The 26,736-nt window shown below is 70.5% G+C and carries 24 protein-coding genes and 1 pseudogene; 5 read left to right on the top strand and 20 right to left on the bottom strand.

Features of this window, described 5'->3' with window-relative positions; translation table 11 throughout:
* Window positions 1–2 precede the first annotated feature (2 nt).
* Together ACN28I_RS07025 and ACN28I_RS07020 are read right to left on the bottom strand one after the other, a co-directional pair.
* Complete coding sequence (locus ACN28I_RS07025) at window positions 3–953, bottom strand: MMPL family transporter (RefSeq protein WP_420941334.1); 951 nt, start codon at window positions 951–953, stop codon at window positions 3–5.
* A 349-nt stretch (window positions 954–1,302) separates the two neighbouring features.
* A pseudogene (locus ACN28I_RS07020) lies at window positions 1,303–1,896 on the bottom strand (MMPL family transporter); the annotation flags it as partial.
* Window positions 1,897–2,085: 189 nt separating this feature from the next.
* On the opposite strand from ACN28I_RS07020, the gene ACN28I_RS07015 reads away from it, so the two are divergent.
* The gene (locus ACN28I_RS07015; RefSeq protein ID WP_420941333.1) at window positions 2,086–2,352 is read left to right on the top strand and encodes a hypothetical protein; all 267 of its coding nucleotides are present in this window, start codon (window positions 2,086–2,088) and stop codon (window positions 2,350–2,352) included.
* 244 nt (window positions 2,353–2,596) lie between these two features.
* Here ACN28I_RS07015 and ACN28I_RS07010 read toward each other — a convergent pair whose 3' ends face one another.
* The 3 genes from ACN28I_RS07010 to ACN28I_RS07000 all read right to left on the bottom strand — a co-directional run bounded on the left by ACN28I_RS07010 (window position 2,597) and on the right by ACN28I_RS07000 (window position 5,805).
* Window positions 2,597–3,238, bottom strand: a complete 642-nt coding sequence (locus ACN28I_RS07010; protein ID WP_420941332.1) for an energy transducer TonB family protein — start codon at window positions 3,236–3,238, stop codon at window positions 2,597–2,599.
* Complete coding sequence (locus ACN28I_RS07005; protein WP_420941331.1) at window positions 3,189–3,746, bottom strand: hypothetical protein; 558 nt, start codon at window positions 3,744–3,746, stop codon at window positions 3,189–3,191. The genes ACN28I_RS07010 and ACN28I_RS07005 overlap by 50 nt, the downstream gene beginning before the upstream one ends.
* A 112-nt stretch (window positions 3,747–3,858) precedes the next feature.
* Window positions 3,859–5,805: a CHAT domain-containing protein gene (locus ACN28I_RS07000; RefSeq protein ID WP_420941330.1), complete on the bottom strand. Its 1,947-nt coding sequence runs from the start codon at window positions 5,803–5,805 to the stop codon at window positions 3,859–3,861.
* 127 nt (window positions 5,806–5,932) lie between these two features.
* Here ACN28I_RS07000 and ACN28I_RS06995 point away from each other — a divergent pair, with 127 nt between their 5' ends.
* The gene (locus ACN28I_RS06995) at window positions 5,933–7,012 is read left to right on the top strand and encodes a ComEC/Rec2 family competence protein (protein ID WP_420941329.1); all 1,080 of its coding nucleotides are present in this window, start codon (window positions 5,933–5,935) and stop codon (window positions 7,010–7,012) included.
* 66 nt (window positions 7,013–7,078) lie between these two features.
* Here ACN28I_RS06995 and ACN28I_RS06990 read toward each other — a convergent pair whose 3' ends face one another.
* The gene (locus ACN28I_RS06990) at window positions 7,079–9,133 is read right to left on the bottom strand and encodes an Ig-like domain-containing protein (protein WP_420941328.1); all 2,055 of its coding nucleotides are present in this window, start codon (window positions 9,131–9,133) and stop codon (window positions 7,079–7,081) included.
* A gap of 173 nt (window positions 9,134–9,306) precedes the next feature.
* On the opposite strand from ACN28I_RS06990, the gene dusA reads away from it, so the two are divergent.
* Window positions 9,307–10,332 (top strand): tRNA dihydrouridine(20/20a) synthase DusA, encoded by a 1,026-nt coding sequence (dusA, locus tag ACN28I_RS06985; protein ID WP_420941327.1) that lies wholly within the window; start codon window positions 9,307–9,309, stop codon window positions 10,330–10,332.
* A gap of 6 nt (window positions 10,333–10,338) precedes the next feature.
* On the opposite strand, the gene mltG is transcribed toward dusA, so the two are convergent.
* A complete protein-coding gene (mltG, locus tag ACN28I_RS06980) occupies window positions 10,339–11,355 on the bottom strand; it encodes an endolytic transglycosylase MltG (protein WP_420941326.1) in 1,017 nt (338 codons plus the stop codon).
* A 260-nt stretch (window positions 11,356–11,615) separates the two neighbouring features.
* On the opposite strand from mltG, the gene ACN28I_RS06975 reads away from it, so the two are divergent.
* Window positions 11,616–12,821 carry a M24 family metallopeptidase gene (locus tag ACN28I_RS06975; RefSeq protein ID WP_420941325.1) on the top strand — a complete coding sequence of 402 codons (1,206 nt, stop codon included), beginning with the start codon at window positions 11,616–11,618 and terminating at the stop codon, window positions 12,819–12,821.
* 1 nt (window position 12,822) lies between these two features.
* On the opposite strand, the gene ACN28I_RS06970 is transcribed toward ACN28I_RS06975, so the two are convergent.
* Window positions 12,823–13,758 carry an MBL fold metallo-hydrolase gene (locus ACN28I_RS06970; protein WP_420941324.1) on the bottom strand — a complete coding sequence of 312 codons (936 nt, stop codon included), beginning with the start codon at window positions 13,756–13,758 and terminating at the stop codon, window positions 12,823–12,825.
* 81 nt (window positions 13,759–13,839) lie between these two features.
* On the opposite strand from ACN28I_RS06970, the gene ACN28I_RS06965 reads away from it, so the two are divergent.
* Window positions 13,840–13,983, top strand: coding sequence for a hypothetical protein (locus ACN28I_RS06965; protein ID WP_420941323.1), 144 nt, complete (start codon window positions 13,840–13,842; stop codon window positions 13,981–13,983).
* On the opposite strand, the gene ACN28I_RS06960 is transcribed toward ACN28I_RS06965, so the two are convergent.
* From ACN28I_RS06960 to ACN28I_RS06905, 12 genes are all read right to left on the bottom strand, one after another.
* Window positions 13,965–15,641, bottom strand: coding sequence for an ATP-binding protein (locus ACN28I_RS06960; RefSeq protein ID WP_420941322.1), 1,677 nt, complete (start codon window positions 15,639–15,641; stop codon window positions 13,965–13,967). The genes ACN28I_RS06965 and ACN28I_RS06960 overlap by 19 nt on opposite strands.
* A 95-nt stretch (window positions 15,642–15,736) precedes the next feature.
* Entirely contained in the window at window positions 15,737–16,048 is a 312-nt protein-coding gene (locus tag ACN28I_RS06955; RefSeq protein ID WP_420941321.1) for a PadR family transcriptional regulator, read from the bottom strand.
* 114 nt (window positions 16,049–16,162) lie between these two features.
* The gene (locus ACN28I_RS06950; RefSeq protein WP_420941320.1) at window positions 16,163–16,318 is read right to left on the bottom strand and encodes a hypothetical protein; all 156 of its coding nucleotides are present in this window, start codon (window positions 16,316–16,318) and stop codon (window positions 16,163–16,165) included.
* Entirely contained in the window at window positions 16,312–16,617 is a 306-nt protein-coding gene (locus ACN28I_RS06945) for a hypothetical protein (RefSeq protein WP_420941319.1), read from the bottom strand. The genes ACN28I_RS06950 and ACN28I_RS06945 overlap by 7 nt, the downstream gene beginning before the upstream one ends.
* A 185-nt stretch (window positions 16,618–16,802) precedes the next feature.
* Window positions 16,803–18,008: a hypothetical protein gene (locus tag ACN28I_RS06940; RefSeq protein ID WP_420941318.1), complete on the bottom strand. Its 1,206-nt coding sequence runs from the start codon at window positions 18,006–18,008 to the stop codon at window positions 16,803–16,805.
* A 35-nt stretch (window positions 18,009–18,043) separates the two neighbouring features.
* A complete protein-coding gene (locus ACN28I_RS06935; protein ID WP_420941317.1) occupies window positions 18,044–18,868 on the bottom strand; it encodes a hypothetical protein in 825 nt (274 codons plus the stop codon).
* On the bottom strand, window positions 18,865–19,989 hold the full coding sequence (locus ACN28I_RS06930) for a VWA domain-containing protein (protein WP_420941316.1): 1,125 nt from the start codon (window positions 19,987–19,989) through the stop codon (window positions 18,865–18,867). Before ACN28I_RS06930 ends, ACN28I_RS06935 begins: the two co-directional genes overlap by 4 nt.
* Entirely contained in the window at window positions 19,986–22,298 is a 2,313-nt protein-coding gene (locus tag ACN28I_RS06925) for a DUF5682 family protein (RefSeq protein WP_420941315.1), read from the bottom strand. Before ACN28I_RS06925 ends, ACN28I_RS06930 begins: the two co-directional genes overlap by 4 nt.
* A 10-nt stretch (window positions 22,299–22,308) precedes the next feature.
* Window positions 22,309–23,445 (bottom strand): AAA family ATPase, encoded by a 1,137-nt coding sequence (locus tag ACN28I_RS06920; RefSeq protein WP_420941314.1) that lies wholly within the window; start codon window positions 23,443–23,445, stop codon window positions 22,309–22,311.
* Between the two features lie 60 nt (window positions 23,446–23,505).
* Window positions 23,506–23,832, bottom strand: coding sequence for a hypothetical protein (locus tag ACN28I_RS06915; protein ID WP_420941313.1), 327 nt, complete (start codon window positions 23,830–23,832; stop codon window positions 23,506–23,508).
* 198 nt (window positions 23,833–24,030) lie between these two features.
* Window positions 24,031–26,028 (bottom strand): PAS domain S-box protein, encoded by a 1,998-nt coding sequence (locus ACN28I_RS06910; protein WP_420941312.1) that lies wholly within the window; start codon window positions 26,026–26,028, stop codon window positions 24,031–24,033.
* A gap of 239 nt (window positions 26,029–26,267) precedes the next feature.
* Window positions 26,268–26,609 carry a zinc ribbon domain-containing protein YjdM gene (locus ACN28I_RS06905; protein ID WP_420941311.1) on the bottom strand — a complete coding sequence of 114 codons (342 nt, stop codon included), beginning with the start codon at window positions 26,607–26,609 and terminating at the stop codon, window positions 26,268–26,270.
* Window positions 26,610–26,736 lie beyond the last annotated feature (127 nt).

The raw sequence follows: 26,736 nt of genomic DNA, 5'->3' as shown, positions 1-26,736 counted from the left end.
CGTCATGCCGAGTGCCGGGGCTCCTCGTCCGGTTCCGCCTGGAGCGGAAGGGGCAGGGACTCCTCCTGGGCGGGGAGACCGGGCGCGCGGCGCTCGAGCAGCGCGAGCACGGCGGGGAACAGCACCGTCGTGCCCAGCGAGGCGCAGACGACTCCCAGCAGGGCGATCTCCCCGATGGAGCGCAGGCCCGGATGGCGCGCCGTGAGCAGCGCGCCGTAGCCCGCGGCATTGGACAGCGTGGCCACCACCGCCGCGACGCCCGTGGTGCGCACCACGTGGGGCAGCGAGCCCGGCCCCTCCTCGCGGTAGCGGTGGTAGAGGTGCACCGCGTTGTCCACGGCGATCGCCAGCAGGTTGGGCAGCACCACCGCGTTGATGAAGTTGAGCTTGAGCCCGTAGAGGTGCATCGCCGCCGGCAGGCACGCGAGCCCGAGGTACAGCGGCCCGGCCACCAGCCCCGCCCGGCGCAGGCTGCGCAGGCTCAGCGCCATCATCGCGAACACCGCGAGCCCGGCGGCGAGCAGCAGCCAGGGCCCATCCATCCGTACCAGCTCGAAGATGCGGTAGGCGATGAGGTTTGGATCCAGCACCTGCACCTGGAGGCCCTGAGCCCGGGCCAGCTCCCGCAGCTCGTCCATCTGCTCGCCGAAGCGGTGCAGGGCGTCGGTGTCGGAGAGCGACTCGCGCTTGAAGGCGAGCACGAAGCTGCCCTCGCCATCCAACGCGGTGAAGCGGCGGCGCACCTCGGCGGGCAGCTCCTCCACGCCGTAGGGCCGGGCACTCAGCAGGGCCTCCAGGCGGCGCAGCGCGGGGCCCACCCGCTCCGACTCCCAGGCGCTCCCGGGAATGCGCTCGAGGAAGGCGCGCAACGCGGCACGCTCCGCTTCGACGTCCTCGCCCGTGCGCGGCAGGAAGTCGCTGAGCGACACCACCTCCGCGAAGGTGCGATCCACGCTGTGACGGGCCTCGAGCTTCCCGCAGGGTGGCCGCGAGCTGGCCCGCCCGCGAGACGTCCTCGGCCAGGAAGATGGTGGGCGAGTGGCGCCGTCCGAGCTGGGCGATGATGTGATCGTCCAGCCGGGTGGCGGCGAACTCCCCGCGCAGCTTGCGCATGTCGGGCTCGAAGCCGATGGAGCCCACCACCGTGGCGGACCAGGCGGCCAGCGCGCAGACGCCCACGACGATGCCCACCAGCACGGAGCGCGACAGGTGCGGCGCCTCGCGGCGGGGCCGGGCCGGCAGCGGCAGCTCCGCGCGTCCGGGCCGCAACCGCTCCGTCAGGGCGATGAGCGCGGGGCCACACAGGTACGTGGCCAGCACGGTGAGCATCACCCCGGCGGCGGCGATCCACCCGAACTGGGCGAAGGCCTGGAACTGCGCGAGCGTGAGCGCGGCGAAGGCGGCGGCGTTGGTGCAGGCCGAAGTCAGCGCGCCCTTCCAGGTGCCCCGCACGGCCTCGACGAGCGCCTCCAGGGCGGAGTGCTGGCGGCGCTCCTCGCCATAGCGCATGGCCAGGTGGATGCCGTACTCGATGCCCAGCCCGATGAGGATGGCGACGAGGAAGCCGGTGATGATGTTGAGGTAGCCGATGGACTGCTGCGCCACCGCGAAGGTGACGAGCAACCCCACGCCCACGGGCGCCCCCACCACGGCGAGCGAGGTCAGGCGCCGGCAGGACAGCACGACGATGAGCGCCGCGATGGCGCACGAGAGCATCGAGGCACGCGTGAGATCCGCGCGCATCCGCTTGTCCTCCTCCAGCCGCAGCACGTGCGCGCCCGTGGCGTCCGTCTCCACGCCGGGAAAGTCCCGGGCCACCTCGGTGCTGGTGGCCCGCACCTGCGTCACCAACCGCTGGGCGAAGGAGAGATCCGCGGCGACGCCCGAGGGCTTCACGAACAGGTACAGCTCGCTGCCGTCCGCCGGGCTCAGGTACTCGCGCAGGGACGCGCGGGGCGCGTAGCGGCGGGCGATCTCCTCGAGCGAGGGCGGCGGGGGGAGATCATCGCGCTCCACCAGGAGGGGCAGGGCGGCGCGTTTCTCCGCCTGGAGCACGGCCTCCAGGTCCGCGCGCAGGGCCCGCAGTTGCTCGGCGGGGAGCAGGAGCAGCGCACGCTCCTCGAAGAAGCGCGTGTCGTAGCGGAACTCGACGTAGCGGACCTCGTCCAGGGCCTCCAGCCGCGGCGCCAGCGCGTGGGCGAAACGGCGCAACGTCTCGGGACTCCCACCGCGGGCGCGCAGGACCAGATAGCCGTCACCACCGGCCTTCCGGGAGACGGCCTCCAGCTCCCGCACCTCCTGGGTGTGCGCGGGGAGCAGCTCCACGAAGGAGCCCCGGAAGACGAGCCGTGAGGCGAGCAGACCCGACAGCAGCGCCGCCACCACCACACACGCGAGCACGTGCCCGGGCCGCCGGTAGGACAGCCGGGCGAAGCGCTCCATTCCTCTGTCGAAATCCAGACGCGAACTCAAGGACCCTCACAACTCCCCCCGGCTTCCGCCCGCGTGTGTCTCATGAATGCGTGGCGGGCCCAAGTGTCGCGAGCGCCCGGAAACAATTTGTAAGCGGAGGAGCGGAGCGCGATGCGAGGGCGCTTCAGTAATACGCCACCAGTGTGACACGCACCTGGCTCCTGGCGGCGAAGGTGGGGAGGGCGTCCTCGACACCGGTGACGGGATCGAACGTTCCGACGACGCCCACACCCTTCGCGCCCGGGCCTCCCACAGTCCGGAGCAGCTCGAACCGCCACTCGCTCACCACCGAGTCCCGGCCCATCAGGACCTCCGGTGGAAGGGACGGCAGCTCCTCGCCGAGCTCCGTCACCGCCGTCACGGCGGCCTGATCCAGTCCACCGTTGCCCGAGGGTTCGATGATCTCCACGGAGCGGACCTTCCCGCCGGCATCCTGGGTGAGGCGCACCACCGCGACGCCCTCGCTGTGCGTCCACTTGTTGGGCAGCGAGTAGGCCAGGCTCTCCTGGGCCTCCTTCATCATCTGGTGTGAGGCCGGTCCGCCCGCGAGCGGATCCACCCGGCGGGGGTGCGCGAGCGGATCCTCCATCTCGCCGGAGCGGGAGAGCACGCTCGACACGTCGCGCGCCTTCTGGGCCACCTTCTCCTTCGTCGTCCGTCCTTCCTCGACGTCCGCATGGCTCTGGCGGAAGCGCCGCGCGAGCACCTTGCCCATGTCACCGAAGTACGAGTGCGTCAGGCCGCTCTCGGCGCGCCGCCGGGCCACGGTGTCGCGTGCCGTCTGGGAGACGAGCCTCCTGGGGGGACGCCGGGTGCGCGGGCGCGCGAAGGCGGGTGCCCGGGGGGCCCGGCTCGTCGGGTGGGAGCACGGGGAAGTCTCCACCGGGCTGGAGCGCCAACGTGCCGGGGTCCGGGAGGAGCGAGGGCTTCTCCGGTGCCTCCTCCGCACGGGGCACATCACCGGCCAGGGGCGCGTCACTGGCCAGGGGCGCGGGCGAGGGGCTCGCGGCGGGCGGTCCCACGCGGGGCCTGTCGTCCTTGCGTCCCGCCTCGCGCTCGCGCGGCTCCGGGCCCTGGCGCGGCGAAGCCGGAGCGGGCGGCGGGGCAGGGGGGACGTCGACGACGAGCACCTCCACCGGGTCCTGGGTGGAGTGAGCGGAGGGGGGAGGCTGCGCCGGGGGAAGCGGGATTCTCTGCCACCACCACAGGAGCACCAGGTGCAGCACGAGGCTGAGGGCCAGGGCGAGCTTCAAGACACGGGATGGGTGCCTCATCTGCCCAGCTCCTCATGGTCACGGGGGCCGCGGTCCTACGGTAGTCACGGGCCCCGGCGCTGAGATCTCCGGGGGTGTACGAGGAGCCGAGCCCCCGATTGCCCGCCCCGGCTCAATCCGTCCGCACCCAGGCGACCTGGACACCATATTCGTCCTCCATGATCCGGCTCAGGGACTTGCTCAGCTCCTGCATGGCCTCATTGCCCCAACCCCAGGCCGCATAGCGCTTCAGCTCGCGCAGAGTGCTGCGCTCGTCGAATACGGCCTCCCGCGGATCGTAGAGATTGTGACGTGTGATGGCGAAGAGCTCCTGGAGGTGCTGACGCGCCCTGGACTCCAATTGCTCCACCTTCGCCTTGCCGTCCCACAGCTCGAGGATCGCCAGCTCCACGAGGCTCGCATAGGCCCAGACCTTCTGCTGCGGGCGGCCCCACTCGAGATTGTCCCGTGCAATCGCCTTCGCCAGCCTCCGTTGGCGCCGGATGCGTATCAGTTGCTTCTTCTCTTCTCCCTCCTTCGCCGGAGTGAGCTGTCCGGGCCCCATCGTGAGCGCCAGGTACTGCACCAGGGGCCACGCCTCCCGGACCCCGGACCGGTAGCACTTGAAGTAGTACTCCCGGGCCTTGCGGAGCGCGCGTTCGAAGTCCTCTTTCCGCTCCTCGGACTTCGAGTCGAACTGCGCCACCTGCTTCCAGGCGCTCGCCAGCACCCCCCAGGCCTTTACCTGCTTCGAGCCGCCTGTCTGCCGGAGCGCCACCTTCTCGAAGCGGCGCATGTACTTCCTGAGCGTGCGGACGTGGCGCTCCCGCGGCGCCGTTTCCGTGTTCCCGGCCTTCTTCTCCGCTCGCGTCAGCTTCGCCTCCAGGGCGATGCGGGCCCGGACGAAACGCACCTCCCGGAGCTGGTTCTCGAGGTCCGCGGGAAGCGCGGCGTACATCACCACCGAGGCCCAGTCATGGCTGTCCGGGCACTGCACGTAGAGCGACTGCCGCAGGTCATGGGAGATGACCCGGGGATCCTCTCCGCGCAACAGCCGCCTGTAGAGAACCTCCGTCATGACGCGCGAGCCCTCGATGGTGAGGGGAAACTGGGAGCCCACCACCAGGGGAATGCCCGCCTCGTGCAGCGCATGGGCGATGCTGGCGCCCGGCATCACCACCGAGCCCACGTTGGCGGCGTCACAGCTCGCCAGGGAGACGACCGCCGGCCTGCGCAGTGTCAGCTCCGTCCCGCCGCGCCCGTGGCAGCGCAGGGCCGCCGCCAGCTCCGGGCCGGACACCACCGCCACCTGGGTGCGCCGCTTCTCCGAGTGGAAGGCCAGCCCGTACTTCGGGCCCCCTCCGTCCTCGGGGAGAACTTCGAAGCCATGCGCCAGCACGTGCACGTGCGTGAAGGCGCCCGTGGCGCACGCATTGCGCACGTCCGTGAGCGTGGCGGCCTCGAGCACCTTCACGTGCTCCGAGAACTCCTTGCTGCTGGCCAGGTAGGGAGCGAACGCGGAGCGCAGGGCGTCCATGTGCTCGCGGAGCGGCACGGCCGAGACGGCATCGGGGGCCGCCGCCACCACGAGGATGCGCGGCCGGGCCGGCCACCGCAACGTCTTGAGCGCCACCCGGCGGACCTCGCGCGTGAGGCATACCGGCGTGCTCGTCTGCAGCACCAGCGGTTGCCCCTGCCCGGGCAGCCCCGGGGCGGATTCGACCAGCTCGAAAGGCAGCATGGCCAGCTCCGACGCGGAGAGCACCAGCCGCAGGTGCACCATGCGCTTGCCCTCCTTCGGGTCCGAGGAGGACAGCTCGGCGATGAGCGAGCGGATGGAGCCGAGCACCTTGCCCACCTCCCGTGCCGCTTCCTGCCTCGCCTCGGCCGCGACGTGCACCCCATGCACGTAACGGAGCTGGCGGAGCTTGCGCAGGAATTGGAGGTGCTCGAAGGTGATGTGCACCGTCTCCGCGTCCTGGTTGCCACAGAGGGCCAGGTACGGCGTGAGCGGCGAGAGCAGTTGGTTGTGAGCGGGTCCGTGGCGCAGCAACTCCAGGGTGACGGTACGGATCGCCATGGGCCTTCCTCCCGGTAGGGACAGCCCACTCTGCCACAAGCGGAACGGGCCGGTAGATTCATGGCTCCCTCCATGTCCTCCGGCTAGATTCCCGGTGGCCTGGGCTGCTCTTGAGGAGGCTGTCCGCATGTTCCAGATCGAGATGCTCCCCGCCGATCATGGGGACTGCCTGATCATCACCTATGGTGACGCGCGGAGCAGGCACCGCATCCTGATCGACGGGGGCACGGCCTCCACCTTCAACCGCCTGCGCGCGTACATCGAAAAGCTCCCGCGCAAGGAGCGGCGATTCGAGCTGCTCATCGTCACGCACATCGACTCGGATCACCTCGACGGCATCGTCGAGCTGATGCTGTCGGATCTGGAGGTCCGCTTCGATGACATCTGGTTCAACGGCTGGCAGCACCTGACGCCGCCGAGGAGCCCGTACCTCGGACCGCGGCAGGGTGACATCCTGGGCAACCTGCTCAGCATGAAGTACACGCAGCGGTGGAACAGGCACTTCGGCGGTGGGACGGTCGTCGTGCCGGAGACGGGGGCGCCGCCGGTGTACACGCTGCCGGGCGGCATGTCGCTCACCTTGCTCTCGCCCCGCTGGAAGGAGCTGCGCAAGCTGGACTCGGCCTGGATCAAGGTGGCCACCAGCCAGGGCTGGTTCCCCGGCGAGATGCCGCCCACGATGTCCGCCCACCGCTCCCGGATGAGGCACCTCTCCAAGGTGCTCTTCGGGGGCGACAAGTCTCCCGCCAACGGCAGCAGCATCGCGGTGATCGCCCGTTACCAGGGCAAGAGCTGCCTGCTGGCGGGGGATGCCTGGTCCTCCACGCTGTTGGCGGGGATCCGCCGGCTGGTTCCCCCGGGACAACGGCTGGAGCTCGATGCCTTCAAGCTCCCCCATCACGGCAGTCAGGGCAACATCACCGCCGAGCTCCTCGAGGCCGTGAAGTGCCCGCGCTACCTCATCTCCACCAATGGGGCCATCTTCAAGCATCCGGACCAGGCCATCTTCAAGGCGCTCGCCCAGCACAGCCCCACGCCCGTCTCGCTCTACTTCAACTACGACGTCCCCACCACGCGCGCCTGGGCCGAGGAAGCGGCCCTCCGGGCCACCCAGGACGACAAGGACTTGATGAAGAAGCAGCTCGCGAAGCGCGAGTACCCCGCCTCGGAAGCGGAGGGGATGAAGATTGACCTCCTCGGATCCTGAGGCCCCCGCCGCCCGGTATGACGGCGGGGGCCGGGGTCAGTCCCGGGTTCGTTCAGCCCGGTGCCGTCAGTTCTCGCACATGTTCGCGCCGGTGTTGCCGGAGAAGGTGTTGTTGTACGTGGCCAGGGTGAAGTTCGTCGTCACCGGGGTGCTGCCGGAATAGCCGCCGTCGCTCACGGTGATGCCGCAGCCCGACGAGTTGTTGAAGGCGCTGTTGGTCACGAACGCGCCAATCTCGCGGTACACGTTCACGTTGCCCGTGCCGATGCTGCCTCCCTCTCCCGAGTGGGTGACGATCACGTAGTCGAGCCTGCTCCCACCGGCATCCCAGAAGTGCAGCCCGCGCCAGTGGCCCTGGGTGGGCGTGGCCGTATTCGGGATGAAGCGGATGGGCGCCGCCGCGGTGCCCACGGCGACCAGGGAGCCGGGCTGGCTGCCACCGACCTCGATCTCATAGCCCTGGCTGAAGCGGACTTCCGTGCCCGCGAGCAGGGTCAGCCTGGGGTTGGAGGCGGCACCCACGCGGACGAAGTTGTTGACCACGTAGGGAATCCCGAGGTTCGGCCACGTCTGGGTGGTGGTCACGTTGCCCTCGCGGATGTCCACCGCGTTGACCGCGTTGCCGGTGAAGGTGCCGCCCGTGGGGATCGAGCCGGCATGATTGGCCTCCACCCGGATGGCGTAGCTGCCATTGTCGCGCGCCGTCAGCACGGTCGAGCCCGGGCCGAACGCTCCGCTGTAATCCAGGTAGACGCCGTGCTCGCTGCTCTTCTGCACGATGACGTTGTTGATGGCGAAGCGGGGGCCGCCGCCCGTGTCGTTGCCGTAGATGTTCAGGTTGCCCGTGCCGATGCTGCCGCCCGCGCCCGCGTACTCGAGGGTGGCATGGGAGACGCGGCTGGTGTTGGAGGTCTGGCTGCCCAGGTGCAGGCCCCGCCAGTGGCCGGGGCTGGGGCTGAGCGAGTCGGCGGTGAAGAGGACGGGCGCGGCCGCGGTGCCGTCCACGATGAGCCCACCCGGGGCATTGTCGCCGACGGACAGCGCATAGTTCGCCCCGAAGCGCAGCACCGTGCCCGCGGGAAGGGTGAGCATGGGGCCGCTGGCGGCCTCGACGTTGACGTAGTCATTCAAGACATAGGGGATGCCCAGGTTCGGCCACGTCTGGGTGCGCGAGACGTCGCCGCGGATCTCGATCGCGTTGGGGACGTTGTCGGTGAAGGTGCCGCCCGTGGGGATCGTCCCGGCTGCGTTGGCGCCGGTGCGCACCGCGTAGCTCTCGCTCCCGAGGACGGTGAGGGTGGTCGACCCGGCCCCGAAGGCGCTGCCGTCATCGGCCACCTCGACTCCCGCGGAGCCGCTGTCCTGCACCGTCACGTGGCGGAGCACGGGGGTCGCCCTGTTCGTCATGGCGATGCAGGCGCCCTCGCCCGACGTATCTCCACAGTGGCTCAGGGTGACGTGGTTCAGCTCCGAGGCGCTCCCCGCCGAATCGAACACCAGGCCCCGCCAATGGCCCTTGGTGGGCGAGAGCTGGCTGGACACCATGCGGATCGGCGCCTCCGCGGTACCCATCGCCTTCAGGGCCCCGTTGGTGTCGATGCGAAGCTCGTAGTCCGCATCGAAGCGGACCACCACCCCCGCCTCCAGGGTGAGCGTGGCGGCCGAGGCGCCGCCCACCGAGAGGTACCCGCGCACCACGTGCGGGTTGCCGGAGGCGCGCCAGGTCTCGTTGGCGGTGATGTCCTGGGTGTGGATGGTGCCCACCGCCGTGGACCCGGTGACCGTGAGGGTGGCCTGCCCCTGTCTGGTGACGCCGTCCGCGGTGGCGCTCGCGGTGATGGACGCCGTCCCGGCGGTGAGGGCGTTGGCCTTGCCCGACGCGTCCACGTCCGCCACGGACTCGTTGCTGGACGCCCAGCTATAGCTGGAGACCGTGAAGGGATCGCCGTTCTGGTCCGTGGCGCTGGCCGTGCACTGGGACGTCAGGCCGGCCGCCACGGAGGCGGGGGTGCAGGTGACGGTGACCGCGTTCAGCAGGGGCTTCTCGTCAGGATCGCCGCCAGGGCACCCAGCGAGGACCACCAGGGAGGGAAGCCAGAGGACTGCCTTGTTGAGCTTCATGAACCGCGAACTCCTTTCGTGTGGAGGCGCGGGAGAATAGACGGACTGGCCGGCAGGAGAGCGAGTCGGCGGGGGAGCATTCCTCCTCCCTTACCGTCTGACGGGCTTTTTCTTCACCGTGTGTGCGGTTGAGCCGCTTGCATGAAGGCCGGAAGCCCGGCATGGAAGACCCGATGACTGCCCACCGCCTTTCGGTCGCGCCCATGATGGATTGGACGGACCGCCACGACCGCTACTTCCTGCGCCTCATCTCCAAGCGCACGCGGCTGTACACCGAGATGGTCACCATTGGCGCCATCCTGCACGGTGACAAGGCGCGGCACCTCGACTTCTCCAAGGAAGAGCACCCCATCGCGCTGCAGCTCGGCGGCAGTGATCCGGAGCAGCTCGCCGAGTGCGCCCGCATCGCGGAGCAGTGGGGCTACGACGAGGTGAACCTCAACGTGGGCTGCCCCTCGGACCGGGTGCAGAACGGCATGTTCGGCGCGTGCCTCATGGCGAAGCCCGACCTGGTGGCCCGCTGTGTCGAGGCCATGCGCGGCGCCACCCGCCTGCCCGTCACCGTCAAGCACCGGCTGGGCATCGATGAGCTCGACTCGTACGAGCTGCTGACGCACTTCGTCCGGACCATCCACGGGGCGGGCTGTGACACCTTCATCGTGCACGCGCGCAAGGCGTGGCTCCAGGGGCTCAGCCCCAAGGAGAACCGCGAGATTCCTCCGCTGCGCTACGACGTGGTGCGCCAGCTCAAGACGGACTTCCCGCACCTGACCCTCGTGCTCAACGGCGGCGTGAAGTCCCTGGAGGCCGCGCGCGAGCACCTGGCGTGGGCCGATGGCGTGATGATCGGCCGCGAGGCGTACCAGAACCCGTACATGCTCGCGCTCGCGGATGGCCTGCTGTTCGGCGAGGAGCGCCCCGCGCCCACGCGGCGTCAGGTGGTGGAGGCGCTGCTGCCGTACGTGGAGGAGCTGCTGTCGCGCGGGGTGCACCTGTCGCGCGTCACCCGTCACATCCTGGGGCTCTTCGCGGGGCAGCCGGGAGGGCGGGCCTGGCGGCGCGTGCTCAGCGAGCGCGCCTGCCGGGCCGGAGCGGGGATGGAGGTGCTCCGGGATGCGCTCGCCCAGGTGCCGGAGCGCGTCCTGGACGAGCGGCCCGGCGCCGAGTCCGAGACGGCCCCGCTGGCCGCCTCGGCGTGAGGGCCGTCAGTAGACGTTGTACTTGCTGCGCAGCGCCTCGTGCTCGGCGGCGTTGCGCGAGGGGTGCAGGCGCCGCTCGGCGTCGTGGAGGTAGTACCAGAACTCGCTCGGCTTGGGGTTGAGCGAGGCCCGGAGCGACTCCACCGTGGGCGCGCCGATGGGCCCCGGCGGCAGGCCCTTGCGGTGCCGCGTGTTCCAGGGGTCCTCCAGATCGCGCAGGCGCTTGAGGAAGGCCTTCCGGTCGTTCCACTCGGCCAGCTCGTAGCGCGACGTCGCGTCCACGCCCAGCGGGAAGCCCTTGTCCACGCGCTTCCACAGGATGCCCGCCACCAGCGGACGCTGCGCCGGCACGGGCTCCTCGCGCTCCAGCATGGAGGCCATCACCACCACCTCGTGCAGGCTGCGGCCGCTGCTCGCGAGGGCCTCGCGGTGCGGGGTGTAGAAGCGCTCGGCGAAGGTGTCGAGCTGGCGCTGGATGAGCTCCTGGACGTTGAAGGCGCCGGGCACCACCCGGTACGTCTCCGGGTAGAGGTAGCCCTCGAGCGTGGCGCGCGGGAGCGGGAAGGCCGCGGTGTAGCGGCTCGGCTCGCTGGCGGCGGCGATATAGGCGCCGGGCTTGATGAGGCCCGCGGTGGCGAGCGCCTCGTCGGTGTCGCGCAGGCGCCAGCCCTCGATGACGACGAAGGGGACATCCTCGGGGATGGGGCTGCCCTCAAGCGCGGTGGACAGCTCCGCCATCGTCATGGACGGGCTCACCGCGTGGCGGCCTGCCTTGGGAGCGAAGTGGCCGCGGCGGTAGAGGTGCCAGCGCCAGATGCGGACGTCACGGATCAGCCCCTGGGCGGCGAGCTGGGTGCCCAGGCCACGGCCCGTGGTGCCCTTGGCAACGGTGAACTCCACGGTGGGGGCGCCCGGCGGGGCCATGGCGCGTTGGACCTCGCGCTCCGCCCAGAAGAACGTGCCGGCAACCGCGCCCACCGCGAGGACGAAAATCCCAACCAGGACCAGTAGAATGCGCTTCATGCGCGGCGCACATTAGCACCCACCCGCGCGGCCCCTAGGAGATGTTGGCTGGCCGGACGCTCTCCAGGCGCCCCTCTGCTCGCTCGTGGACTATGGCACCATGGGTCTTCCTCCTGGAGGCTCCATCCCGATGCGACGTGCCCTGCTCTCCGCCTTCCTGCTCCTCTCGGCCCTGCCCGCCAGCGCCGCCGAATCCCCCGCCCGGAGGCTCCTGGCCGCGCATCCGCAAGCTCCGCATCCAGCAGTTGCTCCCGCAGGCCATGGAGCGGGCGAAGGTGGATGCCTGGGTCGTCATCTGCCGCGAGAACGACAACGATCCCCTGGCCAAGCACGTCGGCTGCGAGAACACCGGCGCGCAGGCGGCCTTCCTCTTCCTCAAGCAGAAGGAGGGGGTGCGCGCGCTCGCGCTCTCTCCGTCCGGCGAGGCCACGGCACTCCGGGAGGTGGGCCCCTTCGACGAGGTGGTCTCCCTGGAGCGCGGCACGGACCTGTTCGCCCGGGTAGCCACGGCGCTCTCCGAGGCGAAGCCCCAGCGCATCGCGGTGAACTCCTCGCGCAAGCTCACGGTGGCGGATGGGCTGTCGGCCACGCAGCGTGAGCGGCTCCAGGAGGCGCTCTCTCCCACGCTGCGCCGCCGCCTCGTCTCGTCCGAGGAGCTCGTCTTCGAGTGGCTGTCGGTGAAGCTGCCCGAGGAGGTGGAGATCATGCGGCGCGCCGCGGCGCTGACGGCCTCGCTCCAGGAGGAGGCCTACCGCACCATCGTCCCGGGCAAGACGCGCGACTCGGACGTGGCGCGCTTCCTCAAGAAGCGCATGGCCGAGCTGGGCGTGGAGGACGGCTGGCAACCCGATCAGAACCCCAACGTGAACTCCGGGCCCGACCGGGGCCACTCGCACGCCACGGATCGCGTCATCCAGCCGGGTGACTTCATCCAGACGGACTTCGGCATCAAGGTGGAGGGCATGTGGGGCACCGACATCCAGCGCTTCGCCTACGTGCTCGCTCCGGGCGAGACGCAGCCTCCCGCCGAGGCGCTGGAGAAGTGGGAGAAGTCGAAGAAGGGCAGCCGCGTGGCGCTCGCGGCGATGAAGCCGGGGGTGCGAGGCTACGACGTGGACAAGGCCCAGCGTGACTTCATGCGCGAGGCGGGCTCGGAGCCGGTGATGTGGGGCACGGGCCACCCGGTGGGCTATTGGGCGCACGACGTGGGCCCGGCGCTCTCCGGTGCGCAGAAGGGCAAGCCTCCCGAGGGCTGGGCGCTCCGGCCCCTCCGCCCCGGCCAGGTTTTCGGTTTCGACGGCTTCTTCGCCTGGAAGCTCGCGACTCCCGGCCAGACGAAGACGATCTCGGTCGAGGAGATGGCCGTGGTGACGGAGAAGGGCGCGGAGTACCTCATCCCGCCGCAGGAGACGCTCATCCTCATCCCCTCGCCAGCACAGCCCCTCCAGCCGGGCAGCGGGGGCTGAGTCAGAAGCTGTACGCCTGGCCATCCGCCGGCACCAGCACGCGCCGCGGGTCCAGGCCCTTTTCCGCGATGTAGTCACGCAACTCCTCGCGCGACTGCGTGGCGTGGTTGACCGATTCCATGTGGGTCCCCATCACCGTGGCCTTCGGCGCGGCCTGGGAGGCGCGGTGGAGGTCTTCCTTGCCCATGATGATGGAACCGTCATAGCCGAGCACGCGCGCATAGCCGGTGTTGAGGATGATCACCTCCGGCTGGTACTTCTGGATCGCCTCTTCCACATGGCGGTTCCAGACGGTATCGCCGGCCACGTACACGGTCTTGTGGCCGGGGCGCTGGAACACCACGCCCGATACCTTGCCGAGGAGTTTGCCGAGATCAGCCATCATCATCTTGTCATCGCCATGCTGGCCGCCGGTCTTGCTCAGGCGCGTGCCGTTGAAGACGGTGTCCTCGGTCAGCACACGCACGTCCGTGAAACCGTCCTTGCGGATGCTTTCGGCGTCTTCTTCGTTCTGCGCGAAGATCGGCAGGTTCCTGGGCAGGCCTTGCCTGGCCGCGTCATCCCAATGGTCCAGGTGCGTGTGGGTGACGATGATCGCATCCGCCTTCATCACCTCGTTCACGGGCATGGGCAGATCCACCAGCGGATTTCTCAGGTGGCTGTTGTAGGTGCCCTCGAAGCCAGGGTAGGCGCCTTTCTTCGCCAGCATGGGATCGACCAGGAAGGTCGTGCCCGCATATTCCACTTTGATGGTGGCGTTGCGGATCTGCCGGACCTTGACGGTCTGCGCGTTGGCGGTTGCCGCGTTGTCTTGACCGACGCTCGCGCGAGGAGTGCTGCAAGCGGCCAGCAGGATGGCGCAGGTGGCGAGAGCGATGTTGCGCAAGAGGTGGGCCGGCGCGCTGGCCATGGAGAGAAGGGGGCGAGGGGCAGTCATGAAAGTCTCCTGGGAGTTGGTGCACTCATTGAGTAGCCCGTGCCCATTCGCGCAACCATTCGCCATCCTCGCGCAATGGCTGTGCAGAAACGGTCAGGCCCGCTGGACTGGGTGGAGGAGACGCTCGGCCGCACGCTGTTCGACCGGCGCGCCGACGGCTACGCGCCCACCTTCGAGGGGGAGTCAGTGCTGGAGGCCCTGGTGTTTCAGCGGCGGGGCACTTGAGGCACGGTGAAGGAGAAGGTGCTGCCACGGCCCGGCTCGCTCTCCACCTGGATCTTCCCCCCGTGCGCCTCCACGATGCCCTTGGCGATGGACAACCCGAGACCCGCCCCGCGGCGATCCGTCCGGTTCGCCTGCCAGAAGCGATCGAAGAGGTGCGCGAGCGACTCGGGAGGAATGCCGGGACCGGTATCGCCCACATAGAAGAGGACCTGCTCGCCCTCCACTCGCGCGCCCACCCGGATCTCCCCTCCCGCCGGCGTGAACTTCAGCGCGTTGCCCAGCAGGTTGGAGAAGACCTGGAGGAGCCGATCCCGATCGGCCAGCACCGGGGGCGCCACCTCGGGAGCTTCCATGCGGAGCTGGTGCCCCGCGGCCTCGGGACCGGCCGAATCGACGGCTTCCCGGAGAATGCTGGCGGGCGTCTGGGGGCTCACGCTCAAGGCCAGCCGGCCCGCCTCCAGCCGGGCCACGTCCAGGAGATCCTGGATGAGGCGGCTCATGCGCCGGCAGGCGGAGGCGATGGAGTCCAGGGCTTCCTGGCTCCGGGTCTGGAGGTCCGCCGTTCCCAGCTTCTGGATCTGCCGCTCGACCACCTGGGTCCACAGGGAGATGGAGTTGAGCGGGCTGCGCAGATCATGGGCCACGATGCCCAGCACCTCGTCGCGCACCTTCGTCGCGCGCTGGGCGGACTGGTAGAGCCGTGCGTTCTCCATCGCCAGGCCGGCCAGCCGTGCCAGCCCCTTCGCGAACTCCAGGTCCGCGGGGCCATGGCTCCGTCCGGCGCGCGTCGAGACGAACACCAGCGCTCCCAGCAGTTTCTCGCCGCTCATGATGGGCACCCCCATGAGCGAGCGCGGCTCCATCCGCCGCAGCAGCGACAGGTGCTCGTGCCCCTGGGCCATGGACTCCAGCGCCTCGGGGGTGACGAGCGGCATGAGCAGGGGCTCGCGCCGCACCAGCACCTCGCGCGCGAGGAAGGGCTGGCGCATGTCGATGCGGAAGTCGCGCAGCGCCCTGGCCAGCTCCTGCTGTCCGGGATGGCGGTGCGCCACCTCCAGCCGGCGCACGTGCTCGCCCTCTGAGAGGTACACCACGCACCAGTCCGTCAGCGACTCCGCCGTGAGCCGGGCCACGGAGGCCAGGGTGCACTCGGCGTCCAATGAGCTGGAGAGCGTCTCCCCGGCCCGCGCCAGGAAGCGCTGTTGCGCCTCCACCTGCTTCTGGAGCGAGACGTCCCGCAGGATGGCCGTCAGCACCCTCTCGCCCTCCACCTCCATCCAGGAGATGGCGGCCTCGGCGGGGAACTCCTCTCCATTCTTCCTCAGGCCGAAGATGGGCTGGCGCTCGGCCATCCTCCGGGAGGCATGGGGCCCTCCGCCGAAGGTCTTGAGGTGGGCGGGGTGGCCGCCCCGGAAGCGCTCCGGGAGCAGCAGCTCCAGCGGCTTGCCGAGCACCTCCTGGGCGCCATAGCCGAAGATCTGCTCCGCTCCGGAGTTGAAGAGGGTCATGCGCCCCTGGCCATCCACGGAGATGATGGCATCCGCGGCCAGGGAGATGATGCCCGCGAACCGGGCTTCCGAGATGCGCAGGGCGTGTTCCACGCGCCGCTGTTCGGCGAGGAGCGCCGTGAGCTCCTCCGCATTCCGCTCCGCCGTCATGTCGCTGCTCGCACCTCCAGGAAGCCCCTATACCGCAGAAAAAGCGCGTGCCGTGGCTCTTCCTGGCCCTGCCTCCTCGCCCGTCAGGCTTGGGCTCAGCAGGCGCTCGCGGGTCTCAGCAGTCCGGGCATGGCCCGCTTCTGCTCGAGCGCGGCGCGCCGGCCTTCTCCCGTCAGCTCGTAGTAGCGCCTGGGACGGCCGCCCCGCTCCGGCAGGGGCTCGCCCTCGAAGCTGCGCACCAGGCCCTCGCGCTCGAGCGCCTTGAGGGCGGGGTACACCGAGCCCTCGTCCAGGACGATCTTCCCAGCGGTCCGGGCGTGCACCTTCTCGATGATCTCCAGTCCGAAGCCCTTGTCATGCATCAGCACGCTCAGGATCGCGGTCCGGGCCGAGAGGGGAGTGTCCATGGGCCGCGGAGGCTACCTTGGACTTCGACGATTACAACCTCGTGTCACGCGCGTGCACGACAGTGACCATTTGAAGAAGGGCAGGGCCGTGGAGGCCCCGCCCGGGTGCTCGTGCTACTCGGGGCCCTGGCCGCTGTTGTTGCCGGTGGCCGCCGTCTCCGCCCCGAACAGCGAGTGGACGCCGTCCTGCACCGAGTGGGCGCTGACCCAGAAGAGGGTGGAGAGGATCCTCGCCTGGATCTTCCGCCTCGGCACTCCCGCCTTCACCATCTTCTGGATGACTTCCAGCGCATCCCCGAGGCCTCCTCGGCGCTGATGCGCGGGGAGAGGTGCGCGCCCATGGCATCGAAGATCCGCTGGGCTTCGCGCAGCAGCTCCGATTGTTCCGGGGTGCTCGTCAGCGTCAGGGGCCGCGCCGCTGGCATCGTGGCGGGAGCGGCGGATGTCACGGAGGCGCGGTGGGGCGCGTAGCGTCCACCCAGCACGTTCCGGCGTGAGCTCGTGAGTCCATCCTCGAGCGCGAACCACTCATCCCCGTATGTGGACTCCGGCTTGTGCTCGTCGTTCATCGGAACACCTCCGTGGGATGCAACAGGTTGAACCCTGCAACGTCATGAAGAGGAATCTGCCCGTGGTTACCCTCCCGAATGCCAACGGCCTCCCCAGCGCTCGGCCCGTGTGGGATTGCCGGTGCCTTCGTGGGATACAAGGTACCTTGGTTTTTGAGGTTTGCAACCAGAACTTTATACAACCATCAGCCCGTTTGATTCCCGAGGGTCCGAACCCTCAGCTCCCGAGCTGCTCGAGCCCCACGGTGACGCGGAGGGCGGCATCGGCCCAGGCCGCCGCGAGCGCCGCCTCGTCCCCGGGCTGGCCGGACGCGCGGGCGGCGTCCAGCGTCGTGGCGAGCGCTCCCAGGTCCTCCGCCAGGCGCCTCATCCCGAGCTTCCCGGACGCGCGCGGCCACGGCGGAGAGCCGGGCCGTCCAGGCGGGGACGACGTGGCGCAGGCCCTGGTGCACCGCATCCGCCAGGCAGCCTTCCAGCTCGGCCAGGGCGGCCGGGAGGGGTGGCAGCGGGGGCCTGTCCTCCGCCGTGCGCAGCGGCCCCGTCCGGGTGGCGGGTTGCACGTCGAGCACCACCACGCCCGTGCCTTCGCAGGAGAGCGCCAACGGCTCGACCACGAGCCCCCGGGCGGTCCTCCGCACCTCCCCCGAGAGGTAACGGAGCTGCCCGCGTTTGCCGCCCAGCCCCTCGGCGAGCGCGTCCAGCGCTCCGGGGGCCACGCGGCGGTGGGACAGCTCCACGAAGAAGCCATGCCCGCCCGCGTCCTCCAGCTCCGCGCGCACCAGCTGGGCGCCCGGCGCATAGGCCACGTCCACCACCCGGGAGACCTCGAAGGCGTGCACGTTCTCGGCGAGCTGGCGCGGTCTGAGGAAGCGGGGAGGCCGGGCCCGCAGGGAGGCCTCCAGCGCGGAGACGTCCTTCACGAGCAGTGGCGCCGGCAACAGGCTCCAGTCCCCGGACTGCGGGGTCACCGAGGTGCGTTGCAGCCCGCGCGTGGAGAACACCACGAGGCGATCCGGACGGCGCGTGGCGCCCGAGGTCACCACCTGCCCCCGGGCGAGGGCCTCGATCGTCGCGCCGGGGGCACCCTGGCGGCGTCCGAGGTCGGCCCCGTCCTCGGGGGTTTGATCCTCCGCGTAGGTGAAGGCCCGGCGCACCACGAGGAGGCTCGCGCTGGCCGGATCCGCGAGCACCAGCTCCACGCGGCGCTCCTGGCCATCGGCGGACAGCCGCGCCCCGAGCGACACCAGCCGGACATAGTCGAGCTTCGTCTCGGGAGCCTCGTCCATGCCCAGCACCGCGCGAGGCGGGACGGCGCCCTCGATGCGTGCGGCGCGCAGCCGGGCGAAGAGCCGCCAGGGTGGCCGCGAGCTTCGCCGGGGCGTAGCGGGCACCGCGGCCCACGTAGGCCCCGAGCAGATCCTCGATCTCATCGAGCGCCGCGAGCGGCCAGGCCATCTTCACGTCCGCGAGGCTCGAGCGCGCCACGGCGAAGCGCCCCGCGAGGCCGGTGCTGGCGTGCTGGGCGCCCTCCAGCAGGAGGAAGCTGGCGAGATCGCTCGCGGCATCCAGCGCCGGTCCGCCCTCGTTCGACGCGGCGTGCCGGTTCGCCACCTCGACGGAGAAGCTCGCGGCTCGTGGGGTCCTTCTCGTCGGCGGCGCGGAAGGCCCAGATGGCGAGCGGCAGGTGCTCGCAGCCGGTGCCCACCGAGCAGTCGCAGCGCGCGTAGCCCAGGTTCCGGGGCACGAGGAAGCGCACCGTGCACGTGGCGAGCGCCACGCTGGGAAGGTCCTCGCCCACGAACGTCCCCCGGCGCACCTGCGCGAGGTAGCCGCGCTCCCGGAGGGACTCGGCCCGCTCCAGCGAGCGGCGGGGGAGCAGCTCCGCCAGCGTCCTGTCCTCCACCGAGCCCGGAGACCAGGGCGGCTCCGGCGCGGCTTCCGAGGCCTTCTCCGGGGCGGGGGCCGTGCTCGACGCGCTGATGAACGCCGGGTAGGCCAGCGCCACGGCCACGCGGTGCCGGCACACGGTGGTGGAGTTGCAGGTGCAGGGGCTGTCCTTCAGGCTCTTGCCCGGGGCGAGCCGGGCCGTGATCCCATCCTCGAAGGTGCCCACCACCGTCCCATCGGCGAGCTCCTCCAGCCGGGGACCCTTGCCCTGCTCGAGCTCCTTCTGCGCGCGCTTCACGAGCCCCAGGTTGGACACGCTCGCGATGGCCTGCGGGGTGAGGCCGAGCAGATCCGGGCGGCTCATGCGCGCACCTTCTCGGCGATCCACGCCGCGAGCTGGCCGGGCGTCATCGCTCCCACGTGGGCGCCCACGTCCACCAGCCGCCGGGCCAGGTCCCGGTCGTAGTTCGGGGTCGCGTCCGGTTCGAGCGCCGCGAGCCCCAGCACCTTCGTTCCCTGGGCGCACAGCTCCTTCACCCGGCGCACGAGTATCTCGGGGCTCCCACCCTCGTAGAAGTCCGAGATGAGGACGACGATGCTCCGACGGGGCACCTCGATGAGCCCCGCGCCGTAGGCCACCGCCTTCTGGATGTCCGTGCCGCCTCCGAGCTGCACCTTCATCAGCAGCTCGACGGGGTCGGTCACCTCGCGGGTGAGATCCACCACGGCGGTGTCGAAGGCGATCAGGTGCGTCTGGATGCCCGGCAGCCCCCACAGACAGGCCGCGGTGACGGCCGAGTGGATGACCGACGACACCATGCTCCCGGACTGATCCACCAGGAGGATGACCTGCCAGCGCTCGGTGAAGCGCCGGGTGCGTGAGAAGAACGAGGCGCGCTCGATGGCGACCCTGCGCTCGGAAGGGGAGTAGCGGTGCAGGTTCTCCCGCAGCGTGCGCCGGAAGTCGAAGTTGCGTGCCACCTTCAAGGGCGAGCGGCGGCGCCGGTCGAGCACGCCCGAGAAGGTCTGGCGCACCTCCCTGGCCAGCTTCTCCATGAGGTCGCGCACCACCTTCTCGATGATGCGGCGGGCCACCGCCAGCACATCGGGATTCATGAGGTGCTTGGTGCGCAGCACGGCACGCAGCAGCGTCTCGTTGGGCTCCACGCGCGAGAGCACGTCGGCGCGCGTCACCACCTCGTCGATCTTGTAGCGCTCGACGGCGTCACGCTCGAGGCGCTCGATGGTCTCCTTGGGGAAGAGGTTGTGGACCTCGTTGATCCAGTCCGGGACGGTGAGCGAGGACGGACCCGTGCCGCCCTGGCGCCCGCGCACGTCCCGGTCCGCGAGGTCTCCCTCGCGTCCGTACAGCCACTCGAGCGCCGCGTCCATGCCGCGGCCCTGTGCGTCCAGGCAGTTGCCGAGGGCTCCCTCCGCCGCCTCGCCGAGCACGAGGCGCCAGCGCGCCAGGGGATCCATTGTCATCGCGCACCTCCCTCACGGGCCCGCAGCAGCCCGTAGCGGCCCAGTACCTGCTCCACCTCCTCGTCCAGCGCCGTGCCCGCGGCGACGAGCGCCGGGTCCACCTCGAGGCGGATCAGCGCCCGCGCGCCCGAGGGGTCCTTCCCGTGGAGCGAGAGGATCATCCGGGCGATGTCCTCCTTCTCCTGGGGCGGGAAGAAGCCGAAGGCCAGGCGCAGGGCCGGGACGGCGACGAGGAAGTCCTCCTGGGGCAGCTCGCGGAGCACCTCGTCCAGCACCGCGGTGACGGGAGGCGCGCGCACCACCTGCTCGCGGGCGAGCCGGAACAGGCCGGCCAGAAAGTCGCCCAGGGTGGCGGGACGGGCCGCGGACCGGGTGGCGCGAATGGCGGCGGCCTCGGCGCTCGCCTCGTCGGAGAAGCGGGACAGGGACCAGAGCGCCCCGAGCGCGGCACCTCGTACGGCGGGCGGTGCGCGGAGATCAGCCATGCGGCGTTCGAACACGGCGGCGGCATGCGTCCCGTCGAGCGCGAGGGACGGGCCCGCGAAGCGCAGGGTGTCGCGCAGCGCGGCCACGGCACGGAGGTGCCCCTCGTCCGCGGGCAGCGCGGGCCCGTCGAGCTGTTCGAGCAACCAGAGACCCCGATCGAAGGCCGCCGCGATGACGGCGCCCACCTCGGCCGAGCCCTGGGCACCGAGCAGCACGTCATGGCGCCAGATGGAGAGGAGCCGCTCCAGGGCCGTGCCCAGGCGGGTGAGATCCGGCTCGTGCAGGGCCTGGGCGGCCACGGCCTCGAGGACGCGTTGCGCCAGCCCCTTCGCGCCGGTGAAGAGGCTCTCGGCGAGCAGCAGCGCGAGCTTGCTCAGGTCCGGGCCCGCCGTGAGGAGCGCCTCCTCGAGCCGTCCGGTGGCCGCCACCTCCAGCGTGGGCCCCCAGCCCGAGGCCTCGATGACCCAGGAGATGAAGTCCTCGGAGGGGGCCAACGTCCAGGATTCCTGGAGCACGGGCTCGGTGGGGAAGGTGGGGCCCGCGTCCCGCGTGAAGCCGGGGATGCCGAGCACCCGCAGCCGGTGCAGCGCGCGGCTGCGCTCCAGGTGCGCGGGCTCGCGCAGCTCCACGCTCACCTTCCGGGCGCGCCCCTGCGGCCGGAGCTCATGGGCGGTCAGGACGCGCTCCACGTCGGCCAGCAGCGGGGGCCTCGGAGTGAGCTCGCTGAGGCGGCCCGTGCGCTCGCCCGAGAAGGCGCGCAACACCTCGGCGAGGAGCGGATCCGTGTCCGGGGAGAGCACGCCGCGCGTCGTCCACGGCAGGGCCACCTCGAGGGAATCCTTCACCAGGGCGGCCGCCATCCCGTCGAGCAGATCCGAGCGCGCCAGGGCCGTGTGGGCACGCAGGCGTCCGAGTCCCTCGGCCATGACGGAGGCGGCGATGAGGTCCGCCGAGGAGACGTGCTGCCCCCGGCCGCGCAACCGCTGGACGGCGGCGCGGAGCATGTGCTCCGGGGCCTTCTCGGGGCCGAGCTCCCACACCGCCTGGTAGAAGGCGGGGGAGGGCATGCCGGACTCGTAGCCGGTGAAGGAGTCCAGGCGGCGGAAGCTGTACGGCACGAGGTAGCTGCGAGCGGAGGGGTGGCCCGGCGTCTCGGGGAAGGTGGCACCCGGCTTCACTCCGGCCCGCGCGAGCACCGGCGCGTGGAAGCCACCGCACACCACCATCACGGGGCCGTCTCCCTGGGCCAGCGCGGCCTCCACGTGCGCCAGCATGAAGGCCTCGCGCCGCTGGTCGCTCTCGGTGACCTCGTCCTCGCCGCGGTACGAGTCGAAGTAGACGCGCAGCCGCTCCGTCAGGGCGTCCAGCTCACACGGCTGCTCGAAGAGGTGATCCCAGAGGGCATCCATGCCTTCCAGGCCCAGCTTGCGGCAGAGCGTCTCGATGATGCGGGTGGTGCGGCGCTCCCCATCCGAGTAGCGGTTGCGCACGCCGTGGAAGGACTTGTCCCAGGCGGGCAGGTCCATGAAGCGCACCTGGGCCCCGGCGGCATTGCCCTCCGTCAGGGCCACCCACTCGGGCGAGTAGGCGCAGAAGGGCGTCCACGAGGCATGGGTCCGCGCCTCGTCGCGGTAGCTGCTGAAGACGGCGAGGGGCAGCTCGTGCGGCAGGAGCAGCTCGTCCAGGCGGGCGTTCATGTCCGCCGGTCCCTCGATGAGCACGTGGCGGGGCTTCACCTTCCGCAACGTGTGCCGCACGACGCGGGCACACGCCGGGCTGTGGTGGCGCACGCCGACGACATGGAGGCCCGGAGTCCCCTGCATATGCACGTGCTCAGCCCGGCAGGAGGTGGCGGGCCTCGTACAGGGCACGCCATTGGGGGCCGGTGCGGCGCGCCACCCGCTGCTCCAGGTACGCGCGCAGGCGCTTGAGATCCTCGGGGCTGTCCTTCGCCGCGGTCCCGGCGAGCGTCTCCACCAGGTCCGCCGCCGAGCCTCCATCCCCGCGCAGGTAGTAGCCGCGCACGCCCACCGCGTGGGCCACCGAGACGGCCTCCGCCGTGGAGAGCACCGCCGTCAGCCGCTCCATTGCCTGGCCGTCGCTCGTCTCCCCGGCCCGCAGCTCGCGGAACGTGGTGACCAGCACCTCCAGCAGATCCTCCGAGGGCGTCACCGGCACCCCCGAGCGCGCGAGCAGCCGCTTCGTCTCGTTGCGCACCAGGGACAGCTCGGTGTTGAAGTCGCCGATGGGGAAGACCGTCTCGAAGTTGAAGCGCCGCTTGAGCGCCGCGCTCATCTCGTTGACGCCCCTGTCCCGCGTGTTGGCGGTGGCGATGACGTTGAAGCCGTCCCGCGCGAACACCATGGCCTCCTCGTCCCGCAGCTCCGGCACCGCCAGCACCCGGTCCGACAGCATGGAGAGCAGCGAGTCCTGCACCTCGAGGGGGCAGCGGGTGATCTCCTCGAAGCGCACCACCTTGCCCTCCCGCATGCCCGTGTAGAGCGGGGCGGGCACGAGCGCGCGAGGCGTGGGGCCCTCGGACACCAGGAGGGCATAGTTCCACGAGTATTTGATCTGATCCTCCGTGACGGACGCACCGCCCTGGATGGTCAGCGTGGAGGTGCCGGAGATGGCGGCGGCGAGCAGCTCGGACAGGAGGCTCTTGGCCGTGCCGGGCTCGCCCACGAGCATCAGGCCCCGGTTGGTGGCCAGCGTCACCATGGCCCGGTCCACGAGGCTCGGGTTGCCCACGAACTTGCGCTGCACGCCCAGGGCCTCGTCTCCGAGGATGAAGCGGCGCACCGCGTGCAGGGACAGGCTCCAGCCCGGAGGCTTCGGCGCGTCATCCTGGGCGCGCAGCTTCTCGAGCTCCTCCGCGTGGAGGGTCTCCGCGGGAGGCCGCTGGACGTCCCTGGCCGTGCCACTCTCGGCCGGAGGGGTGGGGGCGTTCTTCTTCCGGGTCGTCGCCATCGGGAACACTTCGTACTGAAGAGCGACTGGACGCACCAGTCCCTTCCGGCGCCGATGGCCCTACTGTTGCGCCGGAGAGCCCTCGGAGCCGGTTCCGAAGTCGGGCATCTCGTAGGGGAGCCGCACGAGAACACGGCTGATCCCGTACACCACGACGCGCTTCTCCTCCGGCTCCAGGCGGAACTGCACGCAGCAGCCATGCACGTAGAAGCGCATCCCCTGGCCATCGTGATAGGCGAACTGCTTCCACCGCTCGTCATCCCGCGGCAAGGTATCCGCCAGCTCCGCGATCCGCTCGAGCATCAGGTGGATGGTCGTGGACGTGCGCCGGGACAGCTCGTCCATCACTGAGAACAGGTGCTCAGGCAGCTCAATGACATAAGCCATTCCCTCACGATGGGGACTGTCCACCCGCCCAAGAACTGTACCGGGGGTCGATGCCTCCATTCCGGGCAGGCACCAGGGCCTGCCGTCATGCCTGCCCTCCCGCCCCTCTGCCGTTGACCCTTCGACAGCACAAGAGGGCTTCCGGTGCTTGCCCGATCGCCGGGCGGGCGGCCGGAGTGTCCGGCACTGTCTCCGCGGTTACCGTCCCTGGGGGCGCTCGGCGGCGGCGGTGAGGACGGCGAGCAGCTCCGCCTCCTCGATGGGCTTGGGCACGTGCATGTCGAAGCCCGCGAGCAGGGCCCGCTCCCGGTCCTCGGCCCGAGCGTAGGCGGTGAGCGCGATGGCCGGGGTGCGCCCCCCCTCCTCGGTGGGCAGGGCGCGGATGCGCTGGAGGAGCTCGTAGCCGTTCTCCCCGGGCAGCCCGATGTCCGAGACGAGCAGGTCCGGCCGCCACTCCCGAAGGCAGTGGAAGGCCTCGGCCGCGGAGGCCACCGCCCGGAGCTGGGCCCCGTGGCTCTCCAGCAGGAGGCGGATCATCTCCCGCGTGTCCTCCTGATCCTCCACGAGCAGCAGGCGCAGGCCGGCGAGCTGGGAGCTGGCCGGAGGCACCGCGGCCACCGCGTCCACGGGGGCAGGGAGTGGAGCCTGCGGGGCGGGGCGGGGCCTGCGGGGCAGGTGCAGGACGAAGCTCGCGCCGAGGCCCTCTCCCGGACTGTGCGCCGAGACGTGGCCCCCGTGCAGCTCGACGAGGTGGTGCACGATGGCCAACCCCAGTCCGAGCCCGCCATGTGCCCGGCGGCTGCTGCTGTCCTGCTGGCGGAAGCGCTCGAAGATGTGGGGCAGGAAGGCGGGGGCGATGCCCATGCCGGTGTCCGTCACCCGCAGCTCCGCCGAGCCCTCCAGCGGGCGCAACTGGACGGTGACGCGGCCTCCCCGGGGCGTGAACTTGATGGCGTTGCTCAGCAGGTTCCACACCACCTGTTGGAGCCGCCCGGCGTCGCCCCACATGGGCAGGGACTCCGCGCCCGTCTCCAGCTCCAGCACCACGCCCTTGGTGTCGGCGAGGGGCCGCGTGGACTCGAGCGCGGCCTCCACGATGTCCTTCAGGTCCAGGGGCCCGGGCTCCAGGCGGAGCTTGCCGGTGATGATGCGCGAGATGTCCAGCAGGTCCTCGATGACCTGGGCTTGTGAGCGGGCGTTGCGCTCCACCGTCTCCAGGGCCCGGGCGCGCTTCTCCTCGGACAGCCGCCCGGTGCGCAGGAGCTGGAGCCAGCCGAGCATCGCCGTCAGCGGCGTGCGCAGCTCATGGGACACGGTGGCGAGGAAGTCATCCTTGAGCCGGTTGGCCTCCTCGGCCGCCGCGTGGGCCGCCTGCACGCGCCGCAGCAACTCCAGGCGCTCCTGGCCGGCGCGCCGTTGATCATCGATGTCGGTACAGGAGCCGATCCACTGCAGGACGCTCCCATCCGCGGCTCGTGCGGCCTGGGCCCGGGCGATGAACCACCGCCAGGCTCCATCACGGGCCCGGCGCAGCCGCAGCTCGACCTCGTGGCCCACCCCGGTCTCCCGCGTCCGCTGCCACTGCTCCAGGATGCGCGGCAGGTCCTCCGGGTGCATCGCGCGCGTCCAGCCGTACCCGAGCGACTCCTCCCTCGAGAGGCCGGTGTACTCGTACCAGGGCCGGTTGGTGTATTCGCAGGTGCCGTCGGGCCGGGAGATCCAGGCGAGGTGGGGAAGGGTGTCGGTCAACAATTGGAACTGCCGCACCTGCTCCGACCGGGCCTCCTCGGTGCGCTTGCGCGCGGAGATGTCTCGCACCACCAGCGCCGCGCCCACGATGCGCCCCTCGGCGAGGATGGGCGCGTTGGAGCAGTAGACGGGGATGAACGAGCCCTCCCGGTGGATGAAGACGTCCTCGTGGTCCCGTACGGGCCGCCCCTCGCTCATCACCTGTCCGAGTGGGCAGGTGTCCATGGGGAACGGTGTTCCATCGGGGTGGTGGTGATGGATGAGCTCGTGCAGGACCCGCCCGAGCATCTCCTGCCGGCTCCAGCCGAACATCTGCTCGGCAGCGGGGTTGGCGTACGTGACGCGGCCCTCGGCGTCCATCATGTAGAACGCATCGACGGCATGGTTGGCGAGTAGCTGGACGAGCTGAGTCTCGTCCACCGAGGGGGCCCTGAAGGAGTGGCTCATCGTGCCCTCCGAGGAGGCGATGGACGGGCCGGGCAACCGGGACGTGCCCATGGGGATGCGGGAAGGTGGGCCATCTGCACCACTTAACAGCGCCCGCCCTCGGGGAGTCCCGGTGGCGTTGGGAGAATGGAGGCGCTGGGGGCGATGGCCGTATAGCAGGGAGGCGGAGGGAGCGTCGCGAGATGTGGACCCCCCTTGTTGGCGGCAAGACGCTGGGGGCTCCCAGCGGGAAGGGCGATTCAGGCCTTCTTCACGAACTCCGACTTCAGTTGCATCGCGCCGAAGCCGTCGATCCTGCAGTCGATATTGTGATCGCCGTCGACGAGGCGGATGTTCTTGACCTTGGTGCCCACCTTCAACGCCGAGGAGGCGCCCTTGACCTTCAGGTCCTTGATGATGGTGACGCTGTCGCCGTCCTTGAGCTCATTGCCGTAGGCGTCGCGCACGACGGGCTTGTCCTCGGCCGCGTTCGCCCCCGCATCCCGTGACCATTCATGGGCGCACTCCGGGCAGACATACATGGCGCCGTCCTCGTAGGTGTACTCGGAGGTGCATTTCGGGCATTTCGGCGGAGTGCTCATGGGGTACCTGTACGGGATGGATGACGGCGGGGCCAGTTTCTCATTGCCCCTTCACCGCGGTTCGCGTCCGCTCCAGCCCAAACCCGTGTCGACGTGAATCGTTGCCCCCTCGGAGATCACCTGGGAC

Origin of the sequence: Archangium gephyra (assembly GCF_049060025.1) — a bacterium.
In the GTDB taxonomy this organism is placed as follows: Bacteria; Myxococcota; Myxococcia; order Myxococcales; family Myxococcaceae; genus Archangium; species Archangium gephyra_A.
This window is presented reverse-complemented; position numbering and strand designations above follow the sequence as displayed.

Coding starts and splice junctions, on each gene's coding strand:
- ACN28I_RS07005 (WP_420941331.1), bottom strand. CDS start 3,746: ATGAGGCACCCATCCCGTGTCTTGAAGCTCGCCCTGGCCCTCAGCCTC.
- ACN28I_RS07000 (WP_420941330.1), bottom strand. CDS start 5,805: ATGGCGATCCGTACCGTCACCCTGGAGTTGCTGCGCCACGGACCCGCT.
- ACN28I_RS06995 (WP_420941329.1), top strand. CDS start 5,933: ATGTTCCAGATCGAGATGCTCCCCGCCGATCATGGGGACTGCCTGATC.
- ACN28I_RS06990 (WP_420941328.1), bottom strand. CDS start 9,133: ATGAAGCTCAACAAGGCAGTCCTCTGGCTTCCCTCCCTGGTGGTCCTC.
- dusA (WP_420941327.1), top strand. CDS start 9,307: ATGACTGCCCACCGCCTTTCGGTCGCGCCCATGATGGATTGGACGGAC.
- mltG (WP_420941326.1), bottom strand. CDS start 11,355: ATGAAGCGCATTCTACTGGTCCTGGTTGGGATTTTCGTCCTCGCGGTG.
- ACN28I_RS06975 (WP_420941325.1), top strand. CDS start 11,616: ATGGAGCGGGCGAAGGTGGATGCCTGGGTCGTCATCTGCCGCGAGAAC.
- ACN28I_RS06970 (WP_420941324.1), bottom strand. CDS start 13,758: ATGACTGCCCCTCGCCCCCTTCTCTCCATGGCCAGCGCGCCGGCCCAC.
- ACN28I_RS06960 (WP_420941322.1), bottom strand. CDS start 15,641: ATGACGGCGGAGCGGAATGCGGAGGAGCTCACGGCGCTCCTCGCCGAA.
- ACN28I_RS06955 (WP_420941321.1), bottom strand. CDS start 16,048: ATGGACACTCCCCTCTCGGCCCGGACCGCGATCCTGAGCGTGCTGATG.
- ACN28I_RS06950 (WP_420941320.1), bottom strand. CDS start 16,318: ATGGTGAAGGCGGGAGTGCCGAGGCGGAAGATCCAGGCGAGGATCCTC.
- ACN28I_RS06945 (WP_420941319.1), bottom strand. CDS start 16,617: ATGAACGACGAGCACAAGCCGGAGTCCACATACGGGGATGAGTGGTTC.
- ACN28I_RS06935 (WP_420941317.1), bottom strand. CDS start 18,868: ATGAGCCGCCCGGATCTGCTCGGCCTCACCCCGCAGGCCATCGCGAGC.
- ACN28I_RS06930 (WP_420941316.1), bottom strand. CDS start 19,989: ATGACAATGGATCCCCTGGCGCGCTGGCGCCTCGTGCTCGGCGAGGCG.
- ACN28I_RS06925 (WP_420941315.1), bottom strand. CDS start 22,298: ATGCAGGGGACTCCGGGCCTCCATGTCGTCGGCGTGCGCCACCACAGC.
- ACN28I_RS06920 (WP_420941314.1), bottom strand. CDS start 23,445: ATGGCGACGACCCGGAAGAAGAACGCCCCCACCCCTCCGGCCGAGAGT.
- ACN28I_RS06915 (WP_420941313.1), bottom strand. CDS start 23,832: ATGGCTTATGTCATTGAGCTGCCTGAGCACCTGTTCTCAGTGATGGAC.
- ACN28I_RS06910 (WP_420941312.1), bottom strand. CDS start 26,028: ATGAGCCACTCCTTCAGGGCCCCCTCGGTGGACGAGACTCAGCTCGTC.
- ACN28I_RS06905 (WP_420941311.1), bottom strand. CDS start 26,609: ATGAGCACTCCGCCGAAATGCCCGAAATGCACCTCCGAGTACACCTAC.